This window comes from Halobaculum limi (assembly GCF_029490015.1).
GTDB classification, from domain to species: domain Archaea; phylum Halobacteriota; class Halobacteria; order Halobacteriales; family Haloferacaceae; genus Halobaculum; species Halobaculum limi.
The window spans coordinates 2,552,171-2,575,313 of the sequence record NZ_CP120468.1; the positions used below are offsets into that span (position 1 = coordinate 2,552,171).

General features: G+C 67.1%; 24 protein-coding genes. 12 read left to right on the plus strand and 12 right to left on the minus strand.

Translation table 11 applies throughout. The features are described from left to right. Positions 1-14: 14 nt before the first annotated feature. Positions 15-284: a helix-turn-helix domain-containing protein gene (locus P0D77_RS12980; protein ID WP_277553511.1), complete on the minus strand. Its 270-nt coding sequence runs from the start codon at positions 282-284 to the stop codon at positions 15-17. Positions 285-410: 126 nt separating this feature from the next. Here P0D77_RS12980 and pan1 point away from each other — a divergent pair, with 126 nt between their 5' ends. The 3 genes from pan1 (at position 411) to P0D77_RS12995 (ending at position 2,665) form a co-directional block, all read left to right on the plus strand. Continuing rightward, the gene (gene pan1 / locus P0D77_RS12985) at positions 411-1,628 is read left to right on the plus strand and encodes a proteasome-activating nucleotidase Pan1 (RefSeq protein WP_277553512.1); all 1,218 of its coding nucleotides are present in this window, start codon (positions 411-413) and stop codon (positions 1,626-1,628) included. A 135-nt stretch (positions 1,629-1,763) separates the two neighbouring features. Continuing rightward, positions 1,764-2,258 (plus strand): DUF2240 family protein, encoded by a 495-nt coding sequence (locus tag P0D77_RS12990; protein ID WP_277553513.1) that lies wholly within the window; start codon positions 1,764-1,766, stop codon positions 2,256-2,258. Then, positions 2,258-2,665 (plus strand): DUF7993 family protein, encoded by a 408-nt coding sequence (locus P0D77_RS12995; protein WP_277553514.1) that lies wholly within the window; start codon positions 2,258-2,260, stop codon positions 2,663-2,665. Before P0D77_RS12990 ends, P0D77_RS12995 begins: the two co-directional genes overlap by 1 nt. A gap of 37 nt (positions 2,666-2,702) precedes the next feature. Here P0D77_RS12995 and P0D77_RS13000 read toward each other — a convergent pair whose 3' ends face one another. Further along, positions 2,703-3,371, minus strand: a complete 669-nt coding sequence (locus P0D77_RS13000; protein ID WP_349770101.1) for an HAD family hydrolase — start codon at positions 3,369-3,371, stop codon at positions 2,703-2,705. 133 nt (positions 3,372-3,504) lie between these two features. On the opposite strand from P0D77_RS13000, the gene P0D77_RS13005 reads away from it, so the two are divergent. Continuing rightward, on the plus strand, positions 3,505-4,755 hold the full coding sequence (locus P0D77_RS13005) for a DNA double-strand break repair nuclease NurA (RefSeq protein WP_277553516.1): 1,251 nt from the start codon (positions 3,505-3,507) through the stop codon (positions 4,753-4,755). A gap of 29 nt (positions 4,756-4,784) precedes the next feature. On the opposite strand, the gene P0D77_RS13010 is transcribed toward P0D77_RS13005, so the two are convergent. Further along, a complete protein-coding gene (locus tag P0D77_RS13010; RefSeq protein ID WP_277553517.1) occupies positions 4,785-5,537 on the minus strand; it encodes a DUF7847 domain-containing protein in 753 nt (250 codons plus the stop codon). A 75-nt stretch (positions 5,538-5,612) separates the two neighbouring features. Further along, positions 5,613-5,948, minus strand: a complete 336-nt coding sequence (locus P0D77_RS13015; RefSeq protein ID WP_277553518.1) for a DUF7113 family protein — start codon at positions 5,946-5,948, stop codon at positions 5,613-5,615. A gap of 97 nt (positions 5,949-6,045) precedes the next feature. Between P0D77_RS13015 and P0D77_RS13020 the strand changes: the two genes are divergently transcribed. From P0D77_RS13020 to P0D77_RS13035, 4 genes are all read left to right on the plus strand, one after another. After that, a complete protein-coding gene (locus tag P0D77_RS13020; RefSeq protein WP_277553519.1) occupies positions 6,046-7,941 on the plus strand; it encodes an ATP-binding protein in 1,896 nt (631 codons plus the stop codon). 86 nt (positions 7,942-8,027) lie between these two features. After that, positions 8,028-8,453, plus strand: coding sequence for a universal stress protein (locus P0D77_RS13025; protein ID WP_277553520.1), 426 nt, complete (start codon positions 8,028-8,030; stop codon positions 8,451-8,453). Between the two features lie 207 nt (positions 8,454-8,660). Next, positions 8,661-9,359, plus strand: coding sequence for a nitroreductase family protein (locus tag P0D77_RS13030; protein ID WP_277553522.1), 699 nt, complete (start codon positions 8,661-8,663; stop codon positions 9,357-9,359). Positions 9,360-9,423: 64 nt separating this feature from the next. Further along, positions 9,424-9,963 (plus strand): COG1361 family protein, encoded by a 540-nt coding sequence (locus P0D77_RS13035; protein WP_277553523.1) that lies wholly within the window; start codon positions 9,424-9,426, stop codon positions 9,961-9,963. Positions 9,964-9,994: 31 nt separating this feature from the next. Here P0D77_RS13035 and P0D77_RS13040 read toward each other — a convergent pair whose 3' ends face one another. Further along, positions 9,995-10,516, minus strand: coding sequence for a universal stress protein (locus tag P0D77_RS13040; protein ID WP_277553524.1), 522 nt, complete (start codon positions 10,514-10,516; stop codon positions 9,995-9,997). A gap of 188 nt (positions 10,517-10,704) precedes the next feature. Here P0D77_RS13040 and P0D77_RS13045 point away from each other — a divergent pair, with 188 nt between their 5' ends. Then, positions 10,705-11,406, plus strand: a complete 702-nt coding sequence (locus P0D77_RS13045) for a hypothetical protein (RefSeq protein WP_277553525.1) — start codon at positions 10,705-10,707, stop codon at positions 11,404-11,406. Positions 11,407-11,434: 28 nt separating this feature from the next. Here P0D77_RS13045 and P0D77_RS13050 read toward each other — a convergent pair whose 3' ends face one another. Then, complete coding sequence (locus P0D77_RS13050) at positions 11,435-12,865, minus strand: KaiC domain-containing protein (RefSeq protein ID WP_277553526.1); 1,431 nt, start codon at positions 12,863-12,865, stop codon at positions 11,435-11,437. A 237-nt stretch (positions 12,866-13,102) separates the two neighbouring features. On the opposite strand from P0D77_RS13050, the gene P0D77_RS13055 reads away from it, so the two are divergent. Continuing rightward, on the plus strand, positions 13,103-13,927 hold the full coding sequence (locus P0D77_RS13055; protein WP_277553527.1) for an NAD(+)/NADH kinase: 825 nt from the start codon (positions 13,103-13,105) through the stop codon (positions 13,925-13,927). A 9-nt stretch (positions 13,928-13,936) separates the two neighbouring features. Here the strand turns inward: P0D77_RS13055 and P0D77_RS13060 are convergent, their stop codons facing one another. The 4 genes from P0D77_RS13060 to P0D77_RS13075 form a co-directional block, all read right to left on the minus strand. Further along, on the minus strand, positions 13,937-14,518 hold the full coding sequence (locus P0D77_RS13060; protein ID WP_277553528.1) for an HD domain-containing protein: 582 nt from the start codon (positions 14,516-14,518) through the stop codon (positions 13,937-13,939). Positions 14,519-14,571: 53 nt separating this feature from the next. Next, a complete protein-coding gene (gene carB / locus P0D77_RS13065) occupies positions 14,572-17,907 on the minus strand; it encodes a carbamoyl-phosphate synthase large subunit (protein WP_277553529.1) in 3,336 nt (1,111 codons plus the stop codon). Positions 17,908-18,087: 180 nt separating this feature from the next. Then, complete coding sequence (locus P0D77_RS13070; protein WP_277553530.1) at positions 18,088-18,618, minus strand: DUF5815 family protein; 531 nt, start codon at positions 18,616-18,618, stop codon at positions 18,088-18,090. An 82-nt stretch (positions 18,619-18,700) separates the two neighbouring features. Continuing rightward, positions 18,701-19,126 (minus strand): ICP22 family protein, encoded by a 426-nt coding sequence (locus P0D77_RS13075; protein WP_277553531.1) that lies wholly within the window; start codon positions 19,124-19,126, stop codon positions 18,701-18,703. A gap of 102 nt (positions 19,127-19,228) precedes the next feature. Here P0D77_RS13075 and P0D77_RS13080 point away from each other — a divergent pair, with 102 nt between their 5' ends. Together P0D77_RS13080 and P0D77_RS13085 are read left to right on the plus strand one after the other, a co-directional pair. Continuing rightward, entirely contained in the window at positions 19,229-20,563 is a 1,335-nt protein-coding gene (locus P0D77_RS13080; RefSeq protein ID WP_277553532.1) for an NAD(P)/FAD-dependent oxidoreductase, read from the plus strand. A 78-nt stretch (positions 20,564-20,641) separates the two neighbouring features. Continuing rightward, positions 20,642-21,361, plus strand: a complete 720-nt coding sequence (locus P0D77_RS13085; RefSeq protein WP_277553534.1) for an MBL fold metallo-hydrolase — start codon at positions 20,642-20,644, stop codon at positions 21,359-21,361. Positions 21,362-21,450: 89 nt separating this feature from the next. Here P0D77_RS13085 and yciH read toward each other — a convergent pair whose 3' ends face one another. Then, positions 21,451-21,744 (minus strand): stress response translation initiation inhibitor YciH, encoded by a 294-nt coding sequence (gene yciH / locus P0D77_RS13090; protein ID WP_277553535.1) that lies wholly within the window; start codon positions 21,742-21,744, stop codon positions 21,451-21,453. A gap of 85 nt (positions 21,745-21,829) precedes the next feature. Beyond that, positions 21,830-23,092, minus strand: coding sequence for an isocitrate dehydrogenase (NADP(+)) (gene icd / locus P0D77_RS13095; protein WP_277553536.1), 1,263 nt, complete (start codon positions 23,090-23,092; stop codon positions 21,830-21,832). Between the last annotated feature and the right edge of the window lie 51 nt (positions 23,093-23,143).

Genomic DNA, 23,143 nt, shown 5'->3' on the forward strand with positions numbered 1-23,143 from the left:
AGAACGAAGCCGCGTTACAGGTCCAGCGAGTAGAGTCGCTTGCGAGCGTCGGTGAAGGAGAATCGCGACTCGACGACGTCGGCTTCTTCGAGGCGAGAGAGAGCGTAGCGGACGGTGCGGGACGGAAGCAGCGTCTCTTCGGCGAGTTCACTCTGACTCAACGTGTCCTCGTACTCCAGAACCTTCGCGACGAGTTTCGCGCTCGGGGGCAGGTCCCGAACGGGGGCCCACCTGTCGGCAGTCCCGTCTTCGTCGTGTACCGCGTCGGCGTCAGTAGCGCTCATCGTGTTTCTACCCTGGGGATACCGATGGTTAATACTTTCCATATAGAAGATTACTCTCGAGCATCTGATTGTCAGAGTAGTACCCCGACCCGAAGTCTCTTATCAACGACCGCCCTACCTCCGACGATGACCGACACCGTTGACGACGTCGACCTCCCGTACGAAGAGGAGGCCGCGTCGCAGCAGGAGAAGATCGAGGCTCTCCAGGAGCGCCTCGACGTTCTCGAAGGGCAAAACGAGGAAATGCGCGACAAGCTCCTGGACGCGAACGCGGAGAACAACAAGTACCAGCAGAAGCTCGAGCGACTCACGCACGAGAACAAGAAGCTCAAGCAGTCGCCGCTGTTCGTCGCCACGGTCCAGGAACTGACCGAGGACGGCGTCGTGATCAAACAGCACGGCAACAACCAAGAGGCGCTGACCGAGGTCACCGACGAGATGCGCGAGGAGTTGGAACCCGATGACCGCGTCGCCGTCAACAACTCCCTGTCCGTCGTGAAGAAACTGGACAAAGAGACGGACGTGCGCGCTCGCGTGATGCAGGTCGAGCACTCGCCGGACGTGACCTACGAGGACATCGGCGGCCTCGACGAGCAGATGAACGAGGTGCGCGAGACCGTCGAGATGCCGCTCAAGAGCCCGGAGATGTTCACCAAGGTCGGGATCCAGCCGCCGAGCGGCGTCCTCCTCCACGGGCCGCCCGGCACGGGGAAGACGATGCTCGCGAAGGCCGTCGCGAACCAGACCGACGCCAGTTTCATCAAGATGGCTGGCTCCGAATTGGTCCACAAGTTCATCGGAGAAGGCGCGAAACTCGTTCGCGACCTGTTCGAGGTCGCCCGCGAGAACGAACCCGCCGTCATCTTCATCGACGAGATCGACGCCATCGCGTCGAAGCGGACGGACTCGAAGACCTCCGGCGACGCCGAGGTCCAGCGGACGATGATGCAACTGCTCTCGGAGATGGACGGCTTCGACGAACGCGGCGAGATCCGCATCATCGCGGCGACCAACCGCTTCGACATGCTCGACCCCGCCATCCTCCGTCCCGGTCGCTTCGACCGCCTCATCGAGGTGCCGAAACCGGAGATCGAAGGTCGCGAACTCATCTTCCAGATCCACACCCGCGACATGAACGTCGCCGACGACGTCGACTTCGCGGAACTGGCCGAACTCACCGAGGGCGCCTCCGGCGCGGACGTGAAAGCCGTCTGCACCGAGGCCGGGATGTTCGCCATCCGCGAGGACCGCACCGAGATCACGATGGGCGACTTCGTGAACGCCTGGGAGAAGACCTCACAGGTCGAAGACGCCGACGCCGACGACTCGCTGGCGTTCGCGTAGTCGACCCGTCCCCCGACTCACCGCGTTCGCTCGCGTTTTCCGTGTGCTGCGTGACCCGAGCGACCGCGCTCGCGTTCGAATCCGACCGGACACTCACCCCGAGCGGCTTTTGTGGGGGGCGACGAACGTGAGGATATGACGCTGGAGGCCGCCGTCGCCGCACCGTTTCGCCACGCCGGGAGCGACCGTATGGGCGAGGGGGAGTTCGTCGTCGCCCTCTCGCTGGACCGCGACTGGTTCTCGCCGGACCAGGCGAAACGCCTCGTCGACATCGCGACCGCCCGCGGCCTCCTCGCCGAGGAGGACGGCGACCTCGTCGCGCAGTTCGACCCCTCTGACGTTCACGTCCCACCCGACTTCAGACCCGACGAGTCGGTTCTCCGGGAGCAGTCGACGTTCGAGCGAGCGGTCGACGCCATCGTCGCCGCCGGCGTGGAGAAGCGCGAGGTGGTCGCCGCCGCCAACCGACGCCAGCGTGAGGCGGGCGTGACCCTGGAGACGGCGGCCGTCCTCGTCGCTCGCGAACGGGGCATCGACGTCGAGGAAATCGCAGCCGACGTGCGTGCGGACCTGTTCGAGTCGCCCGACACCGACGCGGAATCCGACGCCGACGCGACGGAGGCACAGTGATGGTTGCAGACGAGACCACCGACGGCGTCCGCCTCGCCCAGTTGCTCGCCTCCGAACTGACCGGCGACGGCGACTACCTCGCGCACGTGAGCGTCACCGATGCCGACCCCGACGTCGAACCGACGGCCGACGGCGCACTCGCGTATCGCGTTCGCGTCGACGACAGCGAGGACAACGAGAACAGCGGGCACTCGACGCTCGCGGAGGCATTCGTCCACCCCGACCGCGTGCGCGTGGAGTTCGCCCGTGCGCCGAGCGTCGCCGTCGACGCCGCACGCGAGGCCGGCCTTCGGGTCCGACCGAAGGCCGTCACGCCGCCGCGGACGCTCGTGTTCGTCGAGGACGGCGCACAGGTGAAGCGCGTGCTGCCCGTCTTCCGTGCGGTCGTCGACGCCGACAGCGAGTAGTTGGCGAGTGGCGACTGGCCAGGGTGATTCCCGCCGTTCAGAACTCGTCGACGATCCGAGGGAGGTCGGCGGCGATGCGCTTCGGTGTGACGACGGCGTCTGCTTCGGGCGCGGGGTCGTCCTCCCCCTCGACCACCTGTACCGTATTGATGCCGAGTGCGGCCGCGCCGCGGATGTCCTCGTCGGGGTGGTCGCCGACGAACACCGTCTCCTCGGGCGCGGTGCCGAGACTCTCCAACAGCGCACAGAACGCGCGTTCGTCGGGCTTCCCGGCGGGGAGGTCACCCGAGATATGGATCGTATCGAAGTCGTCCCACCAGCCGAGGTGGTCGAGTTTCGCCGACTGCGCCCGGACGGGACCGTTCGTGAGGACGCCGACCGTGTATCGGTCACGGAGGTCGGCGACCAACTCCCGTGCGTCGGGCACCGGCACCAACGCGCCCGTGACGGCGTCGCGGTACGCCGTCGCGACCGCCGCAGGGTCGGTCGTGACGTCGTGCGGTGCGAGTAGGTCCTCGAACACCGGCACTCTGCTGTCGGCGGTTCGGTGCTTCGCGTGGGCGTCGAGGTACGCCTGTCGGTCGACGGTGTCTGTCAGTTCGGAGACGCCGCTCGCGTGGAGCGCGTCCGCCAAGAGGTCTGCCCGGGACCGCTCCGGGACGGCGAGCGTGTAGTCGAGGTCGAAGCCGACCGCCCGTATCACGATTCAGAAGACGCGACCAGCGGGTAAGTAGTCAGCGACCGAGGACGGCGACGTGGAAATCAGCCGCTGCGGGATGGTGACGGCGACTGCAGGCGCGACCGCACCGCTTTTGCGCCGGCGGCCCCCGCGTTGTGGCGTGACGCTCGACCCCGTCCACGTCGACACCATCGCGTATCTGGCCTCCGCCATCGCCGACGGGGTCGACGACACGGACCACACCGATCTCGCGGGGACGGCCTGGCGCGAGTGGCTCGACCCCCTCCACGACGACGGCCGCGTCGTGATGGAGGCGCTCGGTGACCACGAACTCCGACAAGCCTCCGTCGAGGACGCCGCCCTCGCCGACCGCCCGTTCGAGACGAGCCACGGCGTCGACTCGGGGACGCTCAACCCCACGTCGTTCAAGAACGGCCTCGTTCTCGACGTCGCGCAGGCGGCGATGGGTGCAGAGCCGACCGATCTGGACCTCCACCGCGGGCGCTCCATCGTCGTCACCGTCCACGCGAACGACGCGACCGTGTTCTTCCCCGACGTGCCCGACGGCTGGATGACGTACGACGAAGGATCCTCCGAGCGCCGCGTCCTGAAGGTGCCCCGGAGTCGGCGCTTCGCCGACGAGATGGTGCACGAACTCGCCCTCTCGCTGGCGGAGTCACACCACGCCCGCAAGCACCTCGACCACGGCGACGTGACCGACCTGCTCGTCCTCGACGGGCCGCTGTACCCCAAACGCCTGCTCAACTGGGCGACCCGCGACCGCGAACTCCGCGAGGTGGCGCACGGCGAGACGGTCCAAGAGGCCGTCGAGACGTACGTCCGACTAGTGGAGTCGTGTATCGAGCGGGGCGTCCCCATCCTCGGGTTCGTGAAGAACCCCACCTCGGGGTACATCACCCGGACGCTGGACCGGAAGGGCGTCGAAGCGCCGTGGCCCGACGACTCGGCGCTGTTCACCCGCCTGCTAGAGCGACAGGCCGACGGCGACCGCGACGACGACGCCATCACGTTCACCTCGTGGCTCCGGTCGCGCGGCGGGTCGGACGCGCCGCTGGCCAGCGACGGTGAGGCGCTCGGCGTCGACCGCGAGCGTGACCCGACAGAGTACGAGGTGACGTACATGCACGTGTACGAACCCCGCGAGGACGTGCTGTTCAAAGTGGAAGCGCCTGCGGCGTTCACGAGCGACCCGGAGACACGCGACCGCCTCACGAAACAGGTCGTCTCGGAGGTGGCCGCCGAGGCGGGGCCGCCGACGCCGGTGGCGAAAGCCGACGAACTCGCACGGATCGGCGTCGGGGAGAAGCAGGCGCTGCGCCGGAAGTTCGAGGAGCGATTCGGCGCGGAGTACCTCCGCACGTACGACGACGTGCGGTGGAGCGAAGAGTAACCGAGACCGCGGCGACCGCAGTGACCGGGTTAGTCAGCGAGGTCTGCGACGTTCTGCGTAGTCGCGGATTCGACGTCGGTGATCTGTTGGTACGCACTGACCAAGACGGCGAGGCCGAACAGACTCGCGACGCCGGTCATCGCGGCCGACACCAGATTCCCGACGGCAGGTGAGACGACGCCGAGGAGGCCGAACAGCGCGCCGACGATGCCGGAGACGACGGCAACGATCAGTCCGAGCGCGAACAGGCGGATACGATTCCCCTTCGTGAGCGACCAACTGCGCTTCATCGCCTCGACAACGCCCGCCTCCTCGACGACGACTGCGAGTTGCGTGAACACGAGGGCGACGGCGAGGAAGATGCCCGGAATCACGAGGAAGACGAAGCCGATCCCGATCGCGACGCCGGTGATCAACGAGACGAGGATGAGGACGGCCAGCGTCCGCGGGAGGCGGCGCGTGTGCTGGGCGTTCGGGACCTCGTCGAGGTCTGCGTACAGCGCTCGCATCGCGACGATGCTCACGAGCATCGTCGCCACCAGCGCGAGAACGGTGACGAGACCGGAGACGGCCAGCGGAACGTCGAGTGCCAGCGGATACGCCGTGTTCATCGCCTCCGCCGGGAGTTGATCCGCGAGCGTCGTCGCAAACAGCGAGTTGATCGCGACCTGCACGATGACCTGCAAGACGACGTACGCGGCGACGAGGCGTGCACCGCCCCGAGTTGTCAGCGAGTCGATACCGTCTGAGAGGGCCGAACCGATTCGGAGTGTCGAGGACACGACTCTCGGTTGACCGATCATTCAGTAAAGGTGTACCGGATCGAAGATGTTCGCGCGCCGCGAACACCGCCCGACTCACTCGGGGTCCGTCTTCACGACTTCGACCTCGACGGCGTCTTCGGGGACGCCGACGCGCGCGAACTGCGTTCGGACGTGGTCTTCGGCGGCCTCGATGGCCTGTTCGCGGGTGTCGAACCCACGCGGTGTGGGCGACTCGAAGGCGACCCGGATGGGTTCGCCGTCGACGACCAGTTCCGATCCGCCCGACTGCACCTGATAGAAGGCGTCGCAGACCCAGACGTAGGGGGCGTCCTCGTCGGGCGCGCCCTTGAACGAGGGTGACTGCTCGCCTCGTTCGTAAATCGTGCCGGTGAGCGTCGTACCGCCGCCGCTCCCGCGGACGAGTAACATACCAGAGAAGAGTCGATGGAACGGCATAAGCGGTCGCATCGTCTCGCTGGTCCGCGACGACGGATACGGTTTTCACCCCGCGAGCCAACACGCGTACATGACCGACGCCGGCGACTCTAGTCTCGGGGACTTCGAGGACCCCGGCCAGTTCGACGAGGCGAGTGAGGCGAGTGACGAACCCCGAACCGACGTGGCGACCGACGCCAGTGAGGTGTCCGACGCCGGCAACGAACCACCCGCTGACGCGAACGCGGACGCCGCCGACGAGTCGGCCGAGTCCGGGTTCGAGCGGTACGCGATGGACGTCGCCGACGCGGGCACCGCCGAGGGTATCGGAACGGTGTCGGTGGCGCAGGGCCTGCGCGTCGCCGAGGACAGCGACGAGACGAGTCTGAAGGCGTTCGTCACCGTCGGCAACCGCGAGGACGTCCGTATCGGCAAGTACCTTATGGTACCGTACCCCGACGGCGAGCAACTGTTCTGCCGGATCACCGCTCTCGAGTACGCGCAGGAGTTCCGCACCGACGACGCGACGGAGTTGACCGCGCGGCGACGAATGCGCACCGACCGCTCGGAGTTCACCGAGGCCGACTACAAGTACATCGCCGAACTGTCGCCTGTGGCCGTCCTGTTCTCCGATGACGGCGAACTCAAACGTCGGATGGTCGACCGCGTCCCCAAGCCTGGAGCGCTCGTCCAGCAAGCAACCGACGCCGAACAGATCAAGACGGGACTCGCCATTCCCGAAGAGGGCGTCTTCCTCGGTCACCTCTCGGTCGGCGGCGAGAAGGTCCGTACCGCCGCAGAGCCACCGACGGTCGACTACCGCCTGAAAGACGACTACGAGGACGGCGACCCCCTCGTGTTCCGTCACACCCTCGTCGCCGGCGGCACCGGGTCGGGGAAGACCCACGGCGCGAAGAACGTCCTCCGGCAGTACCTCGGGCGGACCTACACAACCGACGACGGCCGCGACGCCCGCGCCGCCGTCGTGATGTTCGACCCGCAAGACGAGTACGCGCAGATGCACGACGACAACACCGCCCTCGACGACGAGTGGGCGCGGCGACTCGACCGCGAGGGCATCGAACACGGCGGCCACGACGACACCGTCGCACTCATCCCGAAGGAGGCGGGCGTCTCGTACCCCGGTCGCGGCCACCGCGCCGACCAAGTGGAGTTCACGATTCCGTTCTCCGTCGTCGACGAGTACGATATGCCGTGGCTCGTCGCCGGCGCATCGCTCAACGAGAACCAGTACCCCGCGCTGTTGACGCTGCTGAACCGGTTCTTCCGCAACTACGACGGCGGAACCTACCAGCAGTTCCTCTCGTTCCTCGACGACCCAGCGTTGAAAGAGGAACTCGACGAGACGGGCCGCGTCCACGAGGCCACCTTCGACGCAGTGAAACGCCGGGTCCGGAGCGTCCCCTCGGGCGTGTTCGATCAAGATGCAAAGCCCATCACCGACCTCGACACGACGCTCGTGCGCCCCGGTGGGCTGACGGTCGTGCCGACGTACCACCTCTCGTCGGCGCGGGCGAAGGAGATGTTCGTCCTCGCCGTCTCGGCCATCCTCGTCGACGACAAACTCTCCAACTCGCCGCGGAGCGCCCGCATCGACGAGACGCCGCTCGTGTTGGGGATGGACGAGGCGCACAACTTCCTGTCGGGCGCAGACAACGTGCAGGCGCGGAAGGTGGTCGGAAAGTTCACCGAGGCGGCGAAGCAGGGGCGGAAGGAGCGGCTCGGCCTGTTCCTCGTGACGCAGGACCCGCAGGACATCGCCGACCCCGTGTTCAAACAGGTGAACACCCGTCTGGTCCTCAACCTCGGCGACGAGGACGCCATCTCGGCGGTGAACATCCCACCGTCGCTGGCGAACAAGGTGCCGTACATGGAGAAAGGGCAGATGGTGGTGTACTCGCCGGACAACTCCGAACCCGTCGAGGTGACGGGCCTGCCCATCTGTGTGACGCGCCACGGCGAGTAACAGCCGAACCGGAACCGGGCGAAGCGACGGTGGCCGGACACCCTCGGCGTGGATGGCTTTTTGCTTCCCCTGTGTGAGCATCAGGTATGGTGAGTCGGATCCTCGTCGGCGTCGACGAGTCGGCACAGGCGGAGGCGGCACTCTCGTTTGTCGCCGAGGAGTGGCGTGACGCCGACGTGGTGTTGCTCTCGGTCATCGACCCCGCGGAGGCAGGACGCGCCGCCGGTGCCGGCGTTCCGAGCGGGGCCGAACAGTGGTACGAACGCACGAAGTCGGATCGGGAGGCACTGTTGGCCGAGGCCGCAGACGGACTCAACGTGACCGGATCCGTCGAGACGGCGACGACGGTCGGCAAGCCCGCCGCCGCCATCGTCGAGTACGCCGCCGACAACGACATCGACCACATCGTCGTCGGCAGCCACGGACGGAAGGGTATCTCGCGGGTGGTCCTCGGGAGCGTCGCCGAGGCGGTCGTCAGGAACGCACCCGTCCCAGTGACGGTCGTTCGCTGACGACGCGAGAGAGCCAGACCGGCGACGTACCGGGTCGACTTGGACTCTCAGCGTCTCCCACCCACCGAGGTCGTGTGGCGGTGACGCACGCGTTACCTCCCACAACGGGTATGACCCCCCGATTCAGGAGTACAAAAGCGACTGTGGTGGGGGAAGTCCCGACCGGCGCTGACGCCCTCATACCGACGACGCCCATACGGACGGTCGATGGAGTACGAGGAAGTCGTCACGACGCGCCGTTCACTGCACGAGTACAGCGACGAGGAAGTCACCGAGGAGACTATCGAGGAGATCGTTCGCCAGGCGACGTTCGCCCCGTCGAGTTTCAACCTCCAGCCGTGGGAGTTCCTCGTCGTCCAGGACGACGACCGCCTCGCCACGCTCGCGGAGGTCGCAAACGGACAAGAACACATCGAGGAGGCGTCGGCGACGGTCGTCGTCCTCGGTGACCTGGACCCCTCTCGCCACGCCGAACCCGTCTTCGAGGACTGGCTGCAGAAGGGCTACATCCCGGACGAGGAGACGAAGGGCTACCTCGTCGATACGGTCGACGGGATGGCCGAGATGCCCGAGACGGAGCGTCGCGTCTGGACGAACCGCTCGACGGCACTCGCGGCCCAGCAGTTCATGACCGCCGCGTGGAACCAGGGCGTCGCGACGCTGCCGATGGAGGGCTTCGACGACGAGGCACTCGTCAAGGCGTTCGAGATCGACGACAGCGAGTACGAGCCAGTGATGCTCATCGCGGTCGGCTACCCCGCCGACGGCGCCGACGAACTCGCGGCCGAGCGCAAGTACCGCCGCCCTGTCGACGAAGTCGTCCACTACGAGACGTTCGAACCAGCGGGCGAGACCAGCCTCGACGGTGACGCGACCGGCGACGCGAGCGCACCCGCCGACGACTGACCGGGGTTTTCACCTTCGATACGCGGGCCCGAGGGTTTAGGTTCGGGTGACGGCCCCTTCGGGTATGGGAGCGCGGAGGAGCCGACGTTGGGGAGTTATCGCACTCGTTGTCACCGCCCTATTACTTGGGCCGGCCGTGGGGGCGGTCGGCGCGACGCAGGAGTCGTGTCAGGCGAACGGGAACCAGCAGGTGTGTCTCACAGATGCGAGTCTCGACGCCACGACGCTGGCGTCCGGAGCGTCGACGCAACTGTCGGTGACCGTCGAGAACGTCGGCGATGAACGGGCGACGGCGATTGTCGTTCTCAACGTCGCCAGTCCGGACAACGAGACGGATTCGTACGAGTTGCGCCGACAGTCGCTTGGACCCGGTGAGACGCTCAGCCTCACGCAGTCGGTGGACGCGAGCACGCCCGGTCCGCACGCGATGCAGGTCATCGTCTACGGCGACGGCCTCGGACACCGCTACGACGCCTCGGCGGCGATGACCGTCACTGTCGAGCGACAGGGCCTCGGCGGAAGTTTCGACACCCCCGAGTACGCGCTGGCGGCGCTGGTCGGCGCAGTCGCTGTGATGGGCGGTATCGTCTACAAGCGGCGGTAAGCGGCGAGAAGCGGCGAGAACCGACGATCGATCACTCGGCCGATTCGGCGACCTGCGGGACGGAGACGACCGGTACGCCCGTCGCCGCTCGAACGTCGCTGGCGACGTTTTTCGGAGAGAAGAACCGCCGGAGACCGGTACGGTTGGGTTCGCCGACGACGATCAGGTCGACGTCGTTGCCGTCGGCGTACAAGCTGATCTCCTCTGCGGGCGTCCCGTAGCGGAGACGTTTGTGTAACGGAACCGACGCGGCGTCTGCGGCCGCGCCGGCCGCATCGAGGACTGCTTCTGCCGCCGACTCGCGACGTTCGACGACCATGTCCCAGTGGTCAACCGAGACGTCCATCGGGATGACCGACAGGGCGTCGACCGTCGCACCGTGCGTCGCCGCCATCGAGAGCGCGACGTTGCGGACGCGGTCGTGAGTGTCATCGGCGACCGCGAGGAGCACTCGGTCGACCTCCACAGGCACGCCGATCGGTTCCTGCGTCTCTACGCCGTCGTGTCCGACGGCTCCATCGGCCGCCTCGATCTCTCCCGTCGTAGTTGCCATTACGCAATGCATCGCGTCGAAAATACATATATTTGTCCAAGTACGCGCCGAATTATGCACGTATATTTTCTATTAACGTTCTACAACCAGTGAATGTCCATTATAGAATCGACATTCGTGACAGATCGATCGCCGAGAGCCGGCGCGAACCGACAGACTGGTGTCTGCAGACTGACACCGGTGCTCACATGACTGTGTACGAACGCGCCAGGGCCGGTGACCTCCACGTCGTCGACCGCTGGGAGGACGGCGTCGGTTGGCTCGCACATCCAACCGAACAGGGGGCGCGTGCGAGTCACGCCGTCCGCGGCGACGACGGCGTCTGGCTGATCGATCCACTCGACGCGCCAGGACTGGACGACCTGCTCGACTCGTACGGGCCGGTGGCCGGTGTCGCCGTCCTCAGCAGTTACCACGCCCGCGACGCCGGTGTCCTCGCCGACCGCCACGACGTTGCCGTCCACGTGCCCCGGTGGATGGACCGTGTGGACGAGCGCGTGGCGGCGCCCGTCGAGCGGTTCGACGGGTCGTTCGGGGCGTCCGGGTTCCACGTCCAGCGCTTCGAACCGTTGGGGCTGTGGCGCGAAGCGATCGGATACCGCCCCGACGACGGAACGCTCGTCGTTCCCGACCTCCTCGGGTCGGGTCCAGGGTACACCGTCGGCGACGAACGGGTGGGCGTCGTCCTCTCACACCGGATGTTTCCGCCCCGCCGTCTCGCCCAACTCGCGCCCGACCGGATCCTGTTCGGACACGGCGAGGGCGTGTTCACGGACGCGAGCGCGGCGCTATCGGATGCGCTCGACGGGGCACGTCGTCGGTTCCCCCGTGCGCTCGTGGAGCAGTTCGGAACGAATCTCCGACTGCTCACGGCGGCGATGCGGGAGTAGCCGCGGACGGCCGCGGCCCCTCGACTGTTCAGAAGATGTTCGCCTGTCTGTACACCGAGATACCGTCGTTGGTTATCTCGTAGGGTTTCGTCTCACGAGAGTGGTTCGCGTCGCGGATCTTCTGTATCTCGACGGCGAGCCTCGTCTCTCGGAAGTCCGAGGGCCGAACGTACTGCAGGATGAACACCGCGTCGGTGAGGTACTCGACGATGCCGTGACGGGAGGCGTAGGCGTTGTCCTCGCTGGCTTCGCTGGTCAGCATCGTCGTCACGCCCGCCTCCTTCAGCGAGCGAGCGAAGTCGAACACCTCCGAGCGACGCTTGCTCGGATGGTCGTACATCATCTCCAGCAGCGACACGGAGTCGAGCACGAGGCGGTCGGCCCCGAACTCGGTGACGAGCCGAGAGATGTCGTCGCGGATGGAGTCGAGTGAGTTCGCCATCTCGATGGGGTCCATCGCGATGACGGCGAGGCGGTCCTCGTCGGCGTATCGGCGGTACTCCCACCCCTTCTCTTCGGCCGTCGAGAGGATGGCCTCCTCCGTCTCTTCGAGCGTGATGTAGACGGCGTTGCCGCCGTTCTCGAGCGTCTCGTTGAGGAACTGGAGCCCGAACGTCGTCTTACCGGTCCCGGCGCTTCCGATGACGGCCATCAGCGACCGCTCGGGGATGCCGCCGAGGATCATCTCGTCTAAGCCCTCGATACCGACGTCGATGCGGTCGATGTCGGACTCGAACTCCTCCTCGTCGAAGTCCGGGCCCGCGCCGCCGCCACCGAACCCGCCGAATGCGTCGCCCCCGAACTCTCCACCGTCGCCGTCGCCGAACTCCCCCGGCGCGTCCTGCATCGCCGCCGCGAAGTCGTCACCGAACGGGTCGTCATCGGCCCCCGTGCGAGCGCCGCCGAACGGGTCGTCCCCGGCGTCATCGGTCGTCGGAGTCGAAGCGTCTGCGGTGTCGACACCACCGTTGCCGTCGAGTCCGCCGAAGCCGCCGCCGTCGAAGTCTCCCTCGAGCACTTCGTCGTCAGCGATGTCGGCCCATTCGCCGTCGGCGTCGCTTTCCGACGGCCCGTTGGCGTCGTCTGGGGACTCGTGGACGCCACCGAACGGGTCGTCGGTGTCGGAGCCGCTGTCGTCGCGGAGCGTGTCTGACGTCTCGTCGGCAGTCTCTGCGCTGAGTCCGTCGTCGATGTCGTCGACGTCGTCGAATCCGTCCGGGTCAGCAGGCTCCACGTCTTCGAGGGGGTCCGGCCCCTCGGCGCCTTCAGCCGACTCCTCGGCGGTGGCGTCTCGTTCCGCGTCGGGGTGACCGGCTCCGTCGTCGCCCGTGTCCCCGGTGTCGTCTGCGACCGCCGCTTCCTCGTCGAATGGCCCCGCGTCCTCCTCCTCACCGTCGTCGCGTTCGGTCGCCTCACGGAGTCCGCGTTCGAACCAGTCTTCGTCGGCCTCCTCGCTCACCGACAGTCACCTCGTCTCACTCGACCGTCCCCCCCACCGCGAGCGATCCGACCAAGGAGTGAATGTCCGTCGTTCGTGGTCGCGAGTTGTCGAGTGGAGGACAGACGGTCGCTCATCGTCACATCGAAGTTCGTGCGTCAGTATGAATGTTCCCCAGAAACCGGACTGTGGTTGCACGGCGACTCGCGCGTGCCCCGTGTCGGGTGACTTTTTGCGACGGGCCAGCCAACTCGGAGTATGGATGTCGGCATCGTCGCCCAGAAGGGGAACGGTCGCGCGGCGTATCTCGCGGGTGACCTCTGCGACAGGCTTCGCGCGGCCGACGCGACGGTCGCCGTCGACGCTGCGACCGCCGAAGCGCTCGACGACGTCGAAGCGATTCCCGTCTCGGCGATGGCCGAGATGGATCTGGTCGTCTCTATCGGCGGCGACGGAACTTTCCTGTTCGCCGCCCGGGGCGCAGGCGGCGTCCCGGTGCTCGGCGTCAACCTCGGCGAGGTTGGCTTTCTCAACGCCGTCTCCCCCTCGGAGGCGGTCGACGCCGTCCTCGACGAAGTGGAGGCGTTCCGCGGTGAAGGAATGACCGTTCGGGAAGCGCCGCGACTGGCGGCCGCCTGCGGAGACTGGGAGTCGGAACCCGCGGCCAACGAAGTCGTCGTGCAGGGCGAGCGTCGCGGGCGCGGCGGCGGCGTCGGCTACGAGGTGCGCGTCGACGGGTCGCTGTACTCCAGCGGGCACGCCGACGGCGTCCTCGTGTCGACACCGACCGGATCGACGGCGTACAACCTCTCGGAGGGTGGCCCCCTCGTCCACCCCGGCGTCGACGGCCTCGTCGTCAACGAGATGTGCGCCGAAGACGGGATGCCGCCGCTGGTCGTCTCGCCGGAGTCTGAGGTGACGGTCACGCTCACTGACACCGAGGAGGCGGTCGTCATCACCGACGGACGCGGCCAACACACCGTCGACGTGCCCGCGGAGGTGACCGTCTCCGCGACCGACCCACCCGTCAGACTGGCCGGTCCCGCCGCCGACTTCTTCGAAGCGCTCGGGAAGTTGGAGTGACAGGAGGAGTCACGCCTCCCGCAGGTCGTCGAGCGCACGCGAGCGAATCGCCGCCGCAGCGACCTCGTCGGCACGTTTGACTATCTCGGCTTCGATGGTCGCCGGATCGACGGTCGTCCGCGACGTGTGCGAGAGCACGATGTGTGACAGTTCGACCGGGAGCCCTGCGGCTTCACAGACGTAGACGCCGACGTGCGGGTGGCCGAGGAGGTCGTAGTAGTCGGTGCCGCTCGACTCTCCGGGCGCGAACTCGTACAGTTTGCTCACGTCGTGGAGCAACGCGCCCGCGACGACGAGGTCGCGGTCGATACCGAGGTCCGGTCTCGCCGCCAGCAACGCGTCGGCCATCCCCGCCGCCAGCGTCGTCACCTCGTTGACGTGGTCGACGTTCGTCTCGTCGGGGAGTCCCAGTCGCTGCTGTTCGTCTGGGAGCCACGGCACCTCGCGGATGTCGTCCCACGCGGTCTCCGCGAGCGCCAGCGCGTACGCCTCGTGGACGCCTGCGCGAAGGTCGTCGTCCGCGATGTCGTCGACCAGCGGGAAGACGTCCGAGAGGTCGTCGGGAAGCGCCGCAGATGTGTCGTCGCTCACGGTGAGTCGTTCGCGGACGGTCGACAAAAAGGACCGGCAGGTCGCGGGCGGCGTTACTCTCCGAGACCCCACGCCTCGACGCGGCGCGGGCGCTCGGAGACCGCCAGCACGTCGAGCGGTTCGTCGGCCGCACGGGAGGCCAGCGCCTCCAGCGACGCCGTCGCGGACTCGGTCGTCGAGAGGTACGCGACCTCTTCGGAGACGGCCTCGCGCAGGGCGTCCACCTCGTCGCTGACGAGTAGGTCCACTTCGCCGGTGCGAATCGCCTCCTGTACGTCGTCGATCTCCTCAACGTCGTAGTACTCCGCGAAGCCGTCGCGCAGAGCAGCGAAGTCGTCGCTATCGGGTGCGGGCAGGGCGTCACCGACCGTCTCGAAGACGACCGTGCCGCCGTCGGGCAGGCCGTGGCCCGCGGCGTCGAGTGCCTTCCCGTAGGCGACGCCGAAGTCGCTCGCGGTGCCCATCACCTCGCCCGTCGACTTCATCTCGGGGCCCAGGCGCGGGTCGGAGTTCGGCAGGCGGTCGAACGGCAGGACGACCTCCTTCACCGAGAAGTGCTCGGGCACGGACTCTTCGACGCCGATGTCGGCCAACGACTCGCCGGCCATCACGCGGGCGGCGAGTTTGGCGATGGGGACGCCCGTCGCCTTCGAGACGAACGGGACGGTGCGCGAGGAGCGCGGGTTCGCCTCCAGGACGTACACCTCGCCGTCGCGCACGGCCAACTGGACGTTCATCAGGCCGACCGTGTCGAGGGCGTCGGCGATGTCCTCGGTCACCTCGCGCACGCGGGCCATCGTCTCGTCGTCGAGCGAGCGTGGCGGGATGACACACGCGGAGTCGCCCGAGTGGACGCCCGCGGCCTCGACGTGTTCCATCACGCCGCCGATGAGGACGTCCTCGCCGTCGCTCACAGCGTCGACGTCGAGTTCCACCGCGTCGGCGAGGAACTCGTCGACGAGGATGGGCTTGTCCGGCGAGACGCGGACAGCCTCCTCGATGTACTCTTTGAGTTCCTCGTCGTCGTCGACGACGCGCATCGCGCGGCCACCGAGGACGTAACTCGGGCGCACGAGCACCGGGTAGCCGAGGTCGCGCGCGAGTTCCAGCGCCTCCTCCTCGCTGGTAGCGCTCCCACCTTCCGGCTGAGCGATGCCACGCTCGTCCATCAGGCGGTTGAAGCGGTCGCGGTCCTCCGCTAGGTCCATCGCCTCGACGGACGTGCCCATAATGTCGCACTCGACGCCGCGGCGGTCGAGTTCGTCGCGCAGGGGTTCGCCGATGTCGACGGACGTCTGCCCGCCGAACTGGATCATCACGCCGTCCGCCGCCGTCGCCTCGATGACGTCGGCCACCTCCTCGGCGGTGATGGGTTCGAAGAACAGGCCGTCGGAGGTGTCGTAGTCCGTCGACACCGTCTCCGGGTTGTTGTTGACGACGTGCGCTTCGATGCCCTGTTCGCGCAGGGCACGCACGGCGTGGACCGAACAGTAGTCGAACTCGACGCCCTGTCCGATGCGGATGGGGCCGCCGCCCACGACGACGACGCTCTCGGCGTCACGGTCGACGCGGAGTTCGCCGCCCGCGGCGTCACCCTCGAACGGCCCGGAGAACCACTCGGGCTTGCGCGAGGAGTAGTAGTACGGCGTCGACGCCTGGAACTCGCCGGCGCAGGTGTCGACCTGCTTGTACGTGCGGCCGGGCACCTGCGACTCGACTTCACCGACGCCCGCGCGGGCGGCGGAGACGGGCAGTTCCTCGCCGTCCGCGTGGGGCGCCGCCACCTCGGGGGCCTCTCGCCACGCGCCGCGCGTCTCGGGGAGCCACGTCAGGCTGGAGTCCTCGAAGACGTTGCCCGCGAGCGCGCTGATCTCGGCGTTGGTGAAGCCGGCAGTCGCCGCCTCGACGAACTCGCCGTCGACGACCTCCTTGCTCGCCTCCACGATGCGCGAGAACCGCTCGACGTACCACTCGTAGATGCCGGTCGCCTCGACGACCTCCTCGACGGAGAAGTCACGCTCGAACGCCTCGAACATCGCGTACGGGCGGTCGGGGCTGGGCCGTTCGAGGTACTCCTCGGTGAGTTCCTCGTCCTCCAAGTCGCCGAAGTCGACGGCGGGGTCGTACTCGGAGGAGCGGAGCGCCTTCAGCAGGCTCTCCTCGAAGGTGCGGCCGATAGCCATTGCCTCGCCGGTCGACTTCATCGCCGTCGAGAGCGTGAAGTCGGTCTCCTCGAACTTGTCGATGGGCCAGCGCGGCACCTTCGTCACGACGTAGTCGATGGCCGGTTCGAACGCGGCCGTCGTCTCGCCGGTAATCTCGTTGGTAATCTCGTGGAGGCGCTTGCCGAGTGCGACCTTCGCGGTGACGCGGGCGATGGGGTAGCCCGTCGCCTTCGACGCCAGCGCAGACGAGCGGGAGACGCGGGGGTTCACCTCGACGACGCGGTACTCGCCGCCGGGTGTGCCGTCGTCGCGCCACGCGAACTGGATGTTACACCCGCCCTGGATACCAAGGTCGCGGATGACCTCCAGCGCCGCGTCGCGCATCTCCTGGTGGCCGTCGTCGGGGATGACCTGCGAGGGCGTGACGACGGTCGACTCGCCCGTGTGGATGCCCATCGGGTCGAGGTTCTCCATGTTGCAGATGATGACACAGGAGTTGTCGGCGTCGCGCATCACCTCGTACTCCAGTTCGACCCACCCGGAGATGGACTCGGTGACGAGCACCTCGGAGTTGCGCGAGAGGCGCAGGCCCTTGCGCACGCGAGCGACGAGTTCGTCCATCTCGTCGACGACACCGGATCCGCTCCCACCGAGCGTGTAGGTGGTGCGCGCGATGACCGGGAGGCCGCCCACTTCGTCGACAGCGTCCTCGACGCGGTCGCGAAGGCCCTCCTCGGTGAGTTCGGCGACCGCCTCGCCCTCGTCGAGCGAAATGGTCGTCGAGGCGGGCACTGGCTGGCCGAGGCCTTCCATTCGCTGGCGGAACAGGTCGCGGTCCTCGGTCGCGTAGATGGTGTCCAGCGGCGTCCCCATAATGTCGACGTCGTACTCGTCGAGGACGCCCTCCTCTGCGAGTTCGGCGGTGACGTTCAGTCCCGTCTGCCCGCCAAGGCCCGCGATGACGCCGTCCGGTTGCTCTTTCGCGATGACCTCGCTGATGGCCTCGGTGTTGATGGGTTCGATGTACACCTTGTCGGCCATCTCCGGGTCGGTCATAATCGTCGCGGGGTTGGAGTTGACGAGGACGACTCGGGCCCCCTCCTCCTGCAGCGCGCGACACGCCTGTGCGCCGGAGTAGTCGAACTCGGCCGCCTGTCCGATTTGGATCGGGCCACTGCCGATGAGGAGGATGGTGCGATCCTCCTCCCCGGTGTCCTGACTCATTACCGCAGTCGAATGCGGTCATCGTAATAAGGCCGACGAATCGTACCGATTTTCGTAACGGCTTTACGAAATTCGAAACTCGAATGCCTCGCAGGCGGTCCCGAAGGTATGTGGTCGCGGTTCGGACAGAAGCGGTGCTGTGGCGGGCGTCCGCGCGATGGGTGACGGCGTGGGGCCGACTCAGACGTACACGTCGTCGGCGTCGAGGTCGCGTTCGGCGCGGTACTGGTCGACGAACTCGCTCACGTCGAACTCCAGCATCTGCTCTTCGAAGTTCGTCATCGCCGTCGAGTCGTCGGCGTGGCTCACAGCGTGTTCCATCAACTCGATCACCAGTTCGACGATAATCTCGTGGAGACGGCGGGAGTCGAACTCCGTGATCCACAGCATCGAGTAGCCCATATCGGGGTTCTCGCTGGCGTCGACGGCGGTCACTTGCTCGGGGAATTCCTCCAAGACGATTCCCATCAGGTGTGGCGTGCCGAACTCGGGCATCTCCTCGCTGGTCGTCTCGACCGCCTCTCGGAGCGTCCCGACGAGAAACTCCGGGAGGAAGCGCTCGGGCGGGTTCACGTCGGTGACGACGCCGTGGTGCGCGCCGCACGCGCAGTCGTACTCTCGCATCCCCAGGTCGAACACCGACAGCGCACGCGTCTCGCCGCACGGCAACTCGACGTCGTCCCCGCCGCCGGGGACGCGCGGTTCGCTCATACGAGTGGATGGGAACCGACGTGGTGTAAAAGGCGCGTTCGGCGGCGGTCGGCGTCCCGCGGCACGTTCGTCGCTCGCGTCGTTACTCGAAGTCCTCGTACGTCGGCCCTTCGCTGTCCGGGTCGGGTTCGGCGTCGACGGCGGCCTCGTGGTCCGGTTCGCCGACCGCCTCCGCGTCGGCGTCGCTAGTCGTGTCGTCGTCCTCGTGGTCGTGTTCCGCTTCGTGTTCGTCGTGGGTTTCGTCGCCAGCGTCGCCGTCATCCTCGTGGTTGGTCTCGTCGCCAGCGTCGTCGTTATCCCCGTGGTCGGCCTCGTCGCCAGCGTCGTCGTTATCCCCGTGGTCGGCCTCGTCGCCGGCGAACTCGACCTCGGCTTCCACCTCGATTTCGACGCCCGGCGCGGTCAGTTCCGCCTCGAACTCGTCTGCGTTGTCGACCTCGGCTTCGAGTTCGTCGCTGTCGACCTCCACCTCCACCTCGACGTCGACGGTGATGTCGTCGTCTGACATACGTTCGAGTTCACGACGGAGCAAGTTCAGGCTTCTCGCCGTCGAGGCTGTCTGTCGGAGCCATCCACAAGCCACTTGCCACGGGGTCACCGATTCCGTGTCATGATCGCGATCATCGGCGGCGGCATCGCGGGTCTCGCCGCCGCCCGTCGCCTGCGCGAAGGCGGACGCGAGGTGGCGGTGTACGAGGCCGGTCCCGCGGACGCGCTGGGTGGACTCGCCCGCACCTACTCGACCGCGGGTGACGACATCGAACAGTTCTACCACCACCTCTCGAAGTCCGAGCAGACTATCGTCAAACTCGCCGAGGACTTGGGACTGGGCGACAGCATCGAGTGGATCGTCGGCAAGAACGCCTACTACGTCGACGGCGTTGTCCACCCGCTTGACACTCCCTGGGAGATTCTCGCGTACCCGCACATGAGCGTGTACGACAAGTTCCGCCTGGGGATGCTCACGCTCGAAATCGACGTGCGCGGCGGCGTCCCATCCTTCGACACCTACGACGACCTCGCGGACTTCGAGGACGTTCCGATCAAACAGTTCCTCCTCGATCACACCTCTCGCGGCGTCTACGACAACTTCTTCGAACCCCTCTTGGACGCGAAGTTCGGCTCTCGGAAAGACGACGTGAGCGCCGCGTGGCTCCTCGGCCGGATCAAGTTCCGCGGCGAACGCGCCCTCCTGCGCGGCGAGATACTGGGCTACCCACAGGGCGGATTCGCACCCCTCGTCGACGCTCTCGTCGAGGACGTGGGGATGGAGCACATCGAGACGAACGCCCGCGTCACCGGCGTCGAGTTCGGTGAGGACGGCGCAGCCGACACCGACGCAGTCTCCGCCATCACCGTCGAACAGGACGGCGAGACACGCACCGAGGCGGTGGACGGCGTCGTCGTCGCGACGATGCCGAACGTCCTCGAAGACCTCACCGGCTACGCCTGCGACATCGACTTCCAGGGCGCGGTGTGTGCGGTCGCGACGTTGGAGGAGTCGCTGACGGACACCTACTGGCTCAACATCGGCCACGACGCCCCGTTCGGCGCACTCATCGAGCACACCAACTTCGTGCCGCCGGAACGGTACGGCGGCGACCACCTCCTGTACATCGCCAGTTACGTCCAGTCGGAGGAGGAGTGGCTGGCGACCGCAAGCGACGACGAGGTCGAAGACCGCTGGCTCGACCACGTCGGCGAGATGTTCCCCCAGTTCGACCGCGACTCGGTGTCGCAGTTCCGCCTCGCTCGTGCGCCGCGGGCCGCCCCCATCTACGAACGCGGGTACCGCGACATGGTCGTCCCGTACGATCTGAGCGAGGAGGTGACAGAGGGAGTCTACTACGCGGGGATGGCCAGCGCCGCCCAGTACCCCGAACGCTCGCTTGACGGCGGCGTCGTCGCCGGCTACGAGTGTGCCGACCGCATCCTCGGGAACTGATCGGCGGCCACGACCCGACTGGCGGGGACCGACGCTCCCGGGCATACGCCTTTACTCGCCGCGTGCGTATCTCGGGCTATGGCAACCCACTCCGAGTCCCTCACGGCTGCGACGGCGACGGAGCTTCCTGGTGGCGTGTGGCGCGTCGACGGGAGCGCGTCGAACACGTTCCTCGTGCGCGATGGGGACGACGAGGACGCGTCCGTCTACCTCGTCGACGCGGGCGTACCGGGTGACGCGGGCGCGATTCGGGCGACCGTCTCCAACGCCGGCTACGACCTGCGCGACGTCGACGGCGTGCTCCTCACCCACTACGACTACGACCACGTCGGCGCACTCGGTCGCCTCACGGAACTCGACTGCCCGGTGTACGCCCACGAACCCGACGCCTCGTTCCTCGACGGGAGCGAAACTCCCAGCCTGTGGCCTCCCAAAGCCCTGCTCCAGCGCGTCACCGGCCGATTCCTCGACACGCCGAGTCTGCCGGTCGAACGCGTCGCCGATGGCGATTCGGTCGGGAGTTTCACGGCGTATCACACTCCCGGGCACGGTCCGGGTCACCTCGCGTGGGTGAGCGAGGAGCGTGGAATCGCGTTCGTCGGCGACCTCGTTCGCGAGGACGGCGGCGACCTGGAGGCGTCGCCGTGGTACATCAGTTACAGCGCCGACGAGGTGCGCGAGAGCGTCCGCTCGCTCGACGACCGCGCCCCCGACTTCGAGACGGTCTGTGTCGGCCACGGCGACCCCATCGCGTCGGGCGGGCGTGAGGCGCTGGCGGCGCTGGCGCGGTCGCTGTAGCGTCGCTCGCCGGGTCGGTGGCTGAGCGTCGAGAATCTGCGGGTGAGACGGATTGATTCGGCGGTTACGGGTGTAGCGGCGACGGGCGGTTACGCGACTTCGAATCCCTGTTGTGCGAGGATGTCGCGCACGCGGTCGGCGTGGTCACCTTGCACTTCGATGGCGGCGTCGTCGACGGTTCCGCCCGCACCGACGGCGCGCTTCAACTCCGAAGCGAGCGCCTTGAGGTCGGTCGCGTCGGGGTCGAACCCCTCGATGACGGTGACGGGCTTGTTGTACGTGCGTCGCTCGACGCGAACGGAGAGTGTCTGCTGTGCGCGGTCGAGGTCGGCGGTCAGGTCGTCCGGGATCCCGGCGAAGGGGTCCTCGTGGCTATCTCCCACAGAGACCTGTACGTACCGAGACGTGAAAAACTGGAGTGTCGATGTGCACGCGAGACGCGCGACGGCCGCGCGGTGTCGTGCGTGCTTACGCGAGGTCGTGGATGCGCTCGACGATCTCGTCGGCGAACTCGGAGGTGGCGAGTTTCGTCGCACCCTCGCGCTGGCGTTCGAGGTCGTAGGTGACGCGACCCTCGCTGATCTGCGCTTCGACGGCGTCGCGAACGAGGTCCGCGGCGTCGTTCCAGCCCAGGTAGTCGAGCATCTCGCGGCCCGAGAGGATCATCGCGGTCGGGTTGACCTTGTCCTCACCGGCGTACTTGGGCGCGGAGCCGTGCACTGGCTCTGCGAGCGCCTTGCCCTCGCCGAAGTTGATGCCGGGCGCGATGCCGAGGCCACCGATCTGCGCACCGGCGGCGTCGGACATGTAGTCACCGTTGAGGTTCATCGTCGCGATGACCGAGTAATCGCTCGTCCGCGTCAGGAGCTGCTGGAGCATGTTGTCGGCGATACGGTCCTTGACAACGACGGTACCTTCAGGCTGCTCGCCGTCGTGCTCGTCCCACAGTTCGTCCTCGGTGATGACGTTCTCGCCGTACTCCTCCTCGACCAGTTCGTAGCCCCAGTCGCGGAAGGCCGCCTCGGTGAACTTCATGATGTTCCCCTTGTGGACGAGGGTGACCGAGTCGCGGTCGTTGTTGATCGCGTAGTTGATCGCCTGGCGGATGAGGCGCTTGGAGCCGAACTCGGAGATGGGTTTGACGCCGATACCGACGGGGCCGTCGTGGATGGTCGAGTCGAAGCCCATCTCGTCTTCGACGAACTCGCGGACCTGCTCGACTTCGTCGGTGCCAGCCTCCCACTCGATGCCGGCGTACACGTCCTCGGTGTTCTCACGGAACGTGATCATGTCCATCTCGCCGGGGTTCTTGACCGGCGACGGGACGCCGTCGAGGTGGTAGGTGGGGCGGACGTTCGCGTACAGGTCGAGCGTCTTGCGGAGCGCGACGTTGAGCGAACGGAAGCCCGATCCGACGGGCGTCGTCAGCGGGCCCTTGATGCCGACGCGGAACTCGCGGAACGCCTCGACGGTCTCCTCGGGCAGGTTCTCGTCGTACTTCTCGCGGGCGGACTCGCCGGCGAACACGCGCATCCACGCGATAGAGCGGCCGGTCGCCTCCGCGGCGGCGTCGAGTACCTTCTGTGCGGCGGGGCCGACGTCGGTTCCGATACCGTCGCCGTGGATGATCGGGATGATGGGGTTCTCGGGGACCGAGAGTTCGCCCGTCTCCTCGTCAACAAGGGTGATGGCCTCGCCCTCCTCGGGGCGTTCGGCGATGTCGTAGCTCATAGCGTGCCTGCGGCTTCTGACGGGGATCGAAAAAGCCTGCCGTTCTCCGTT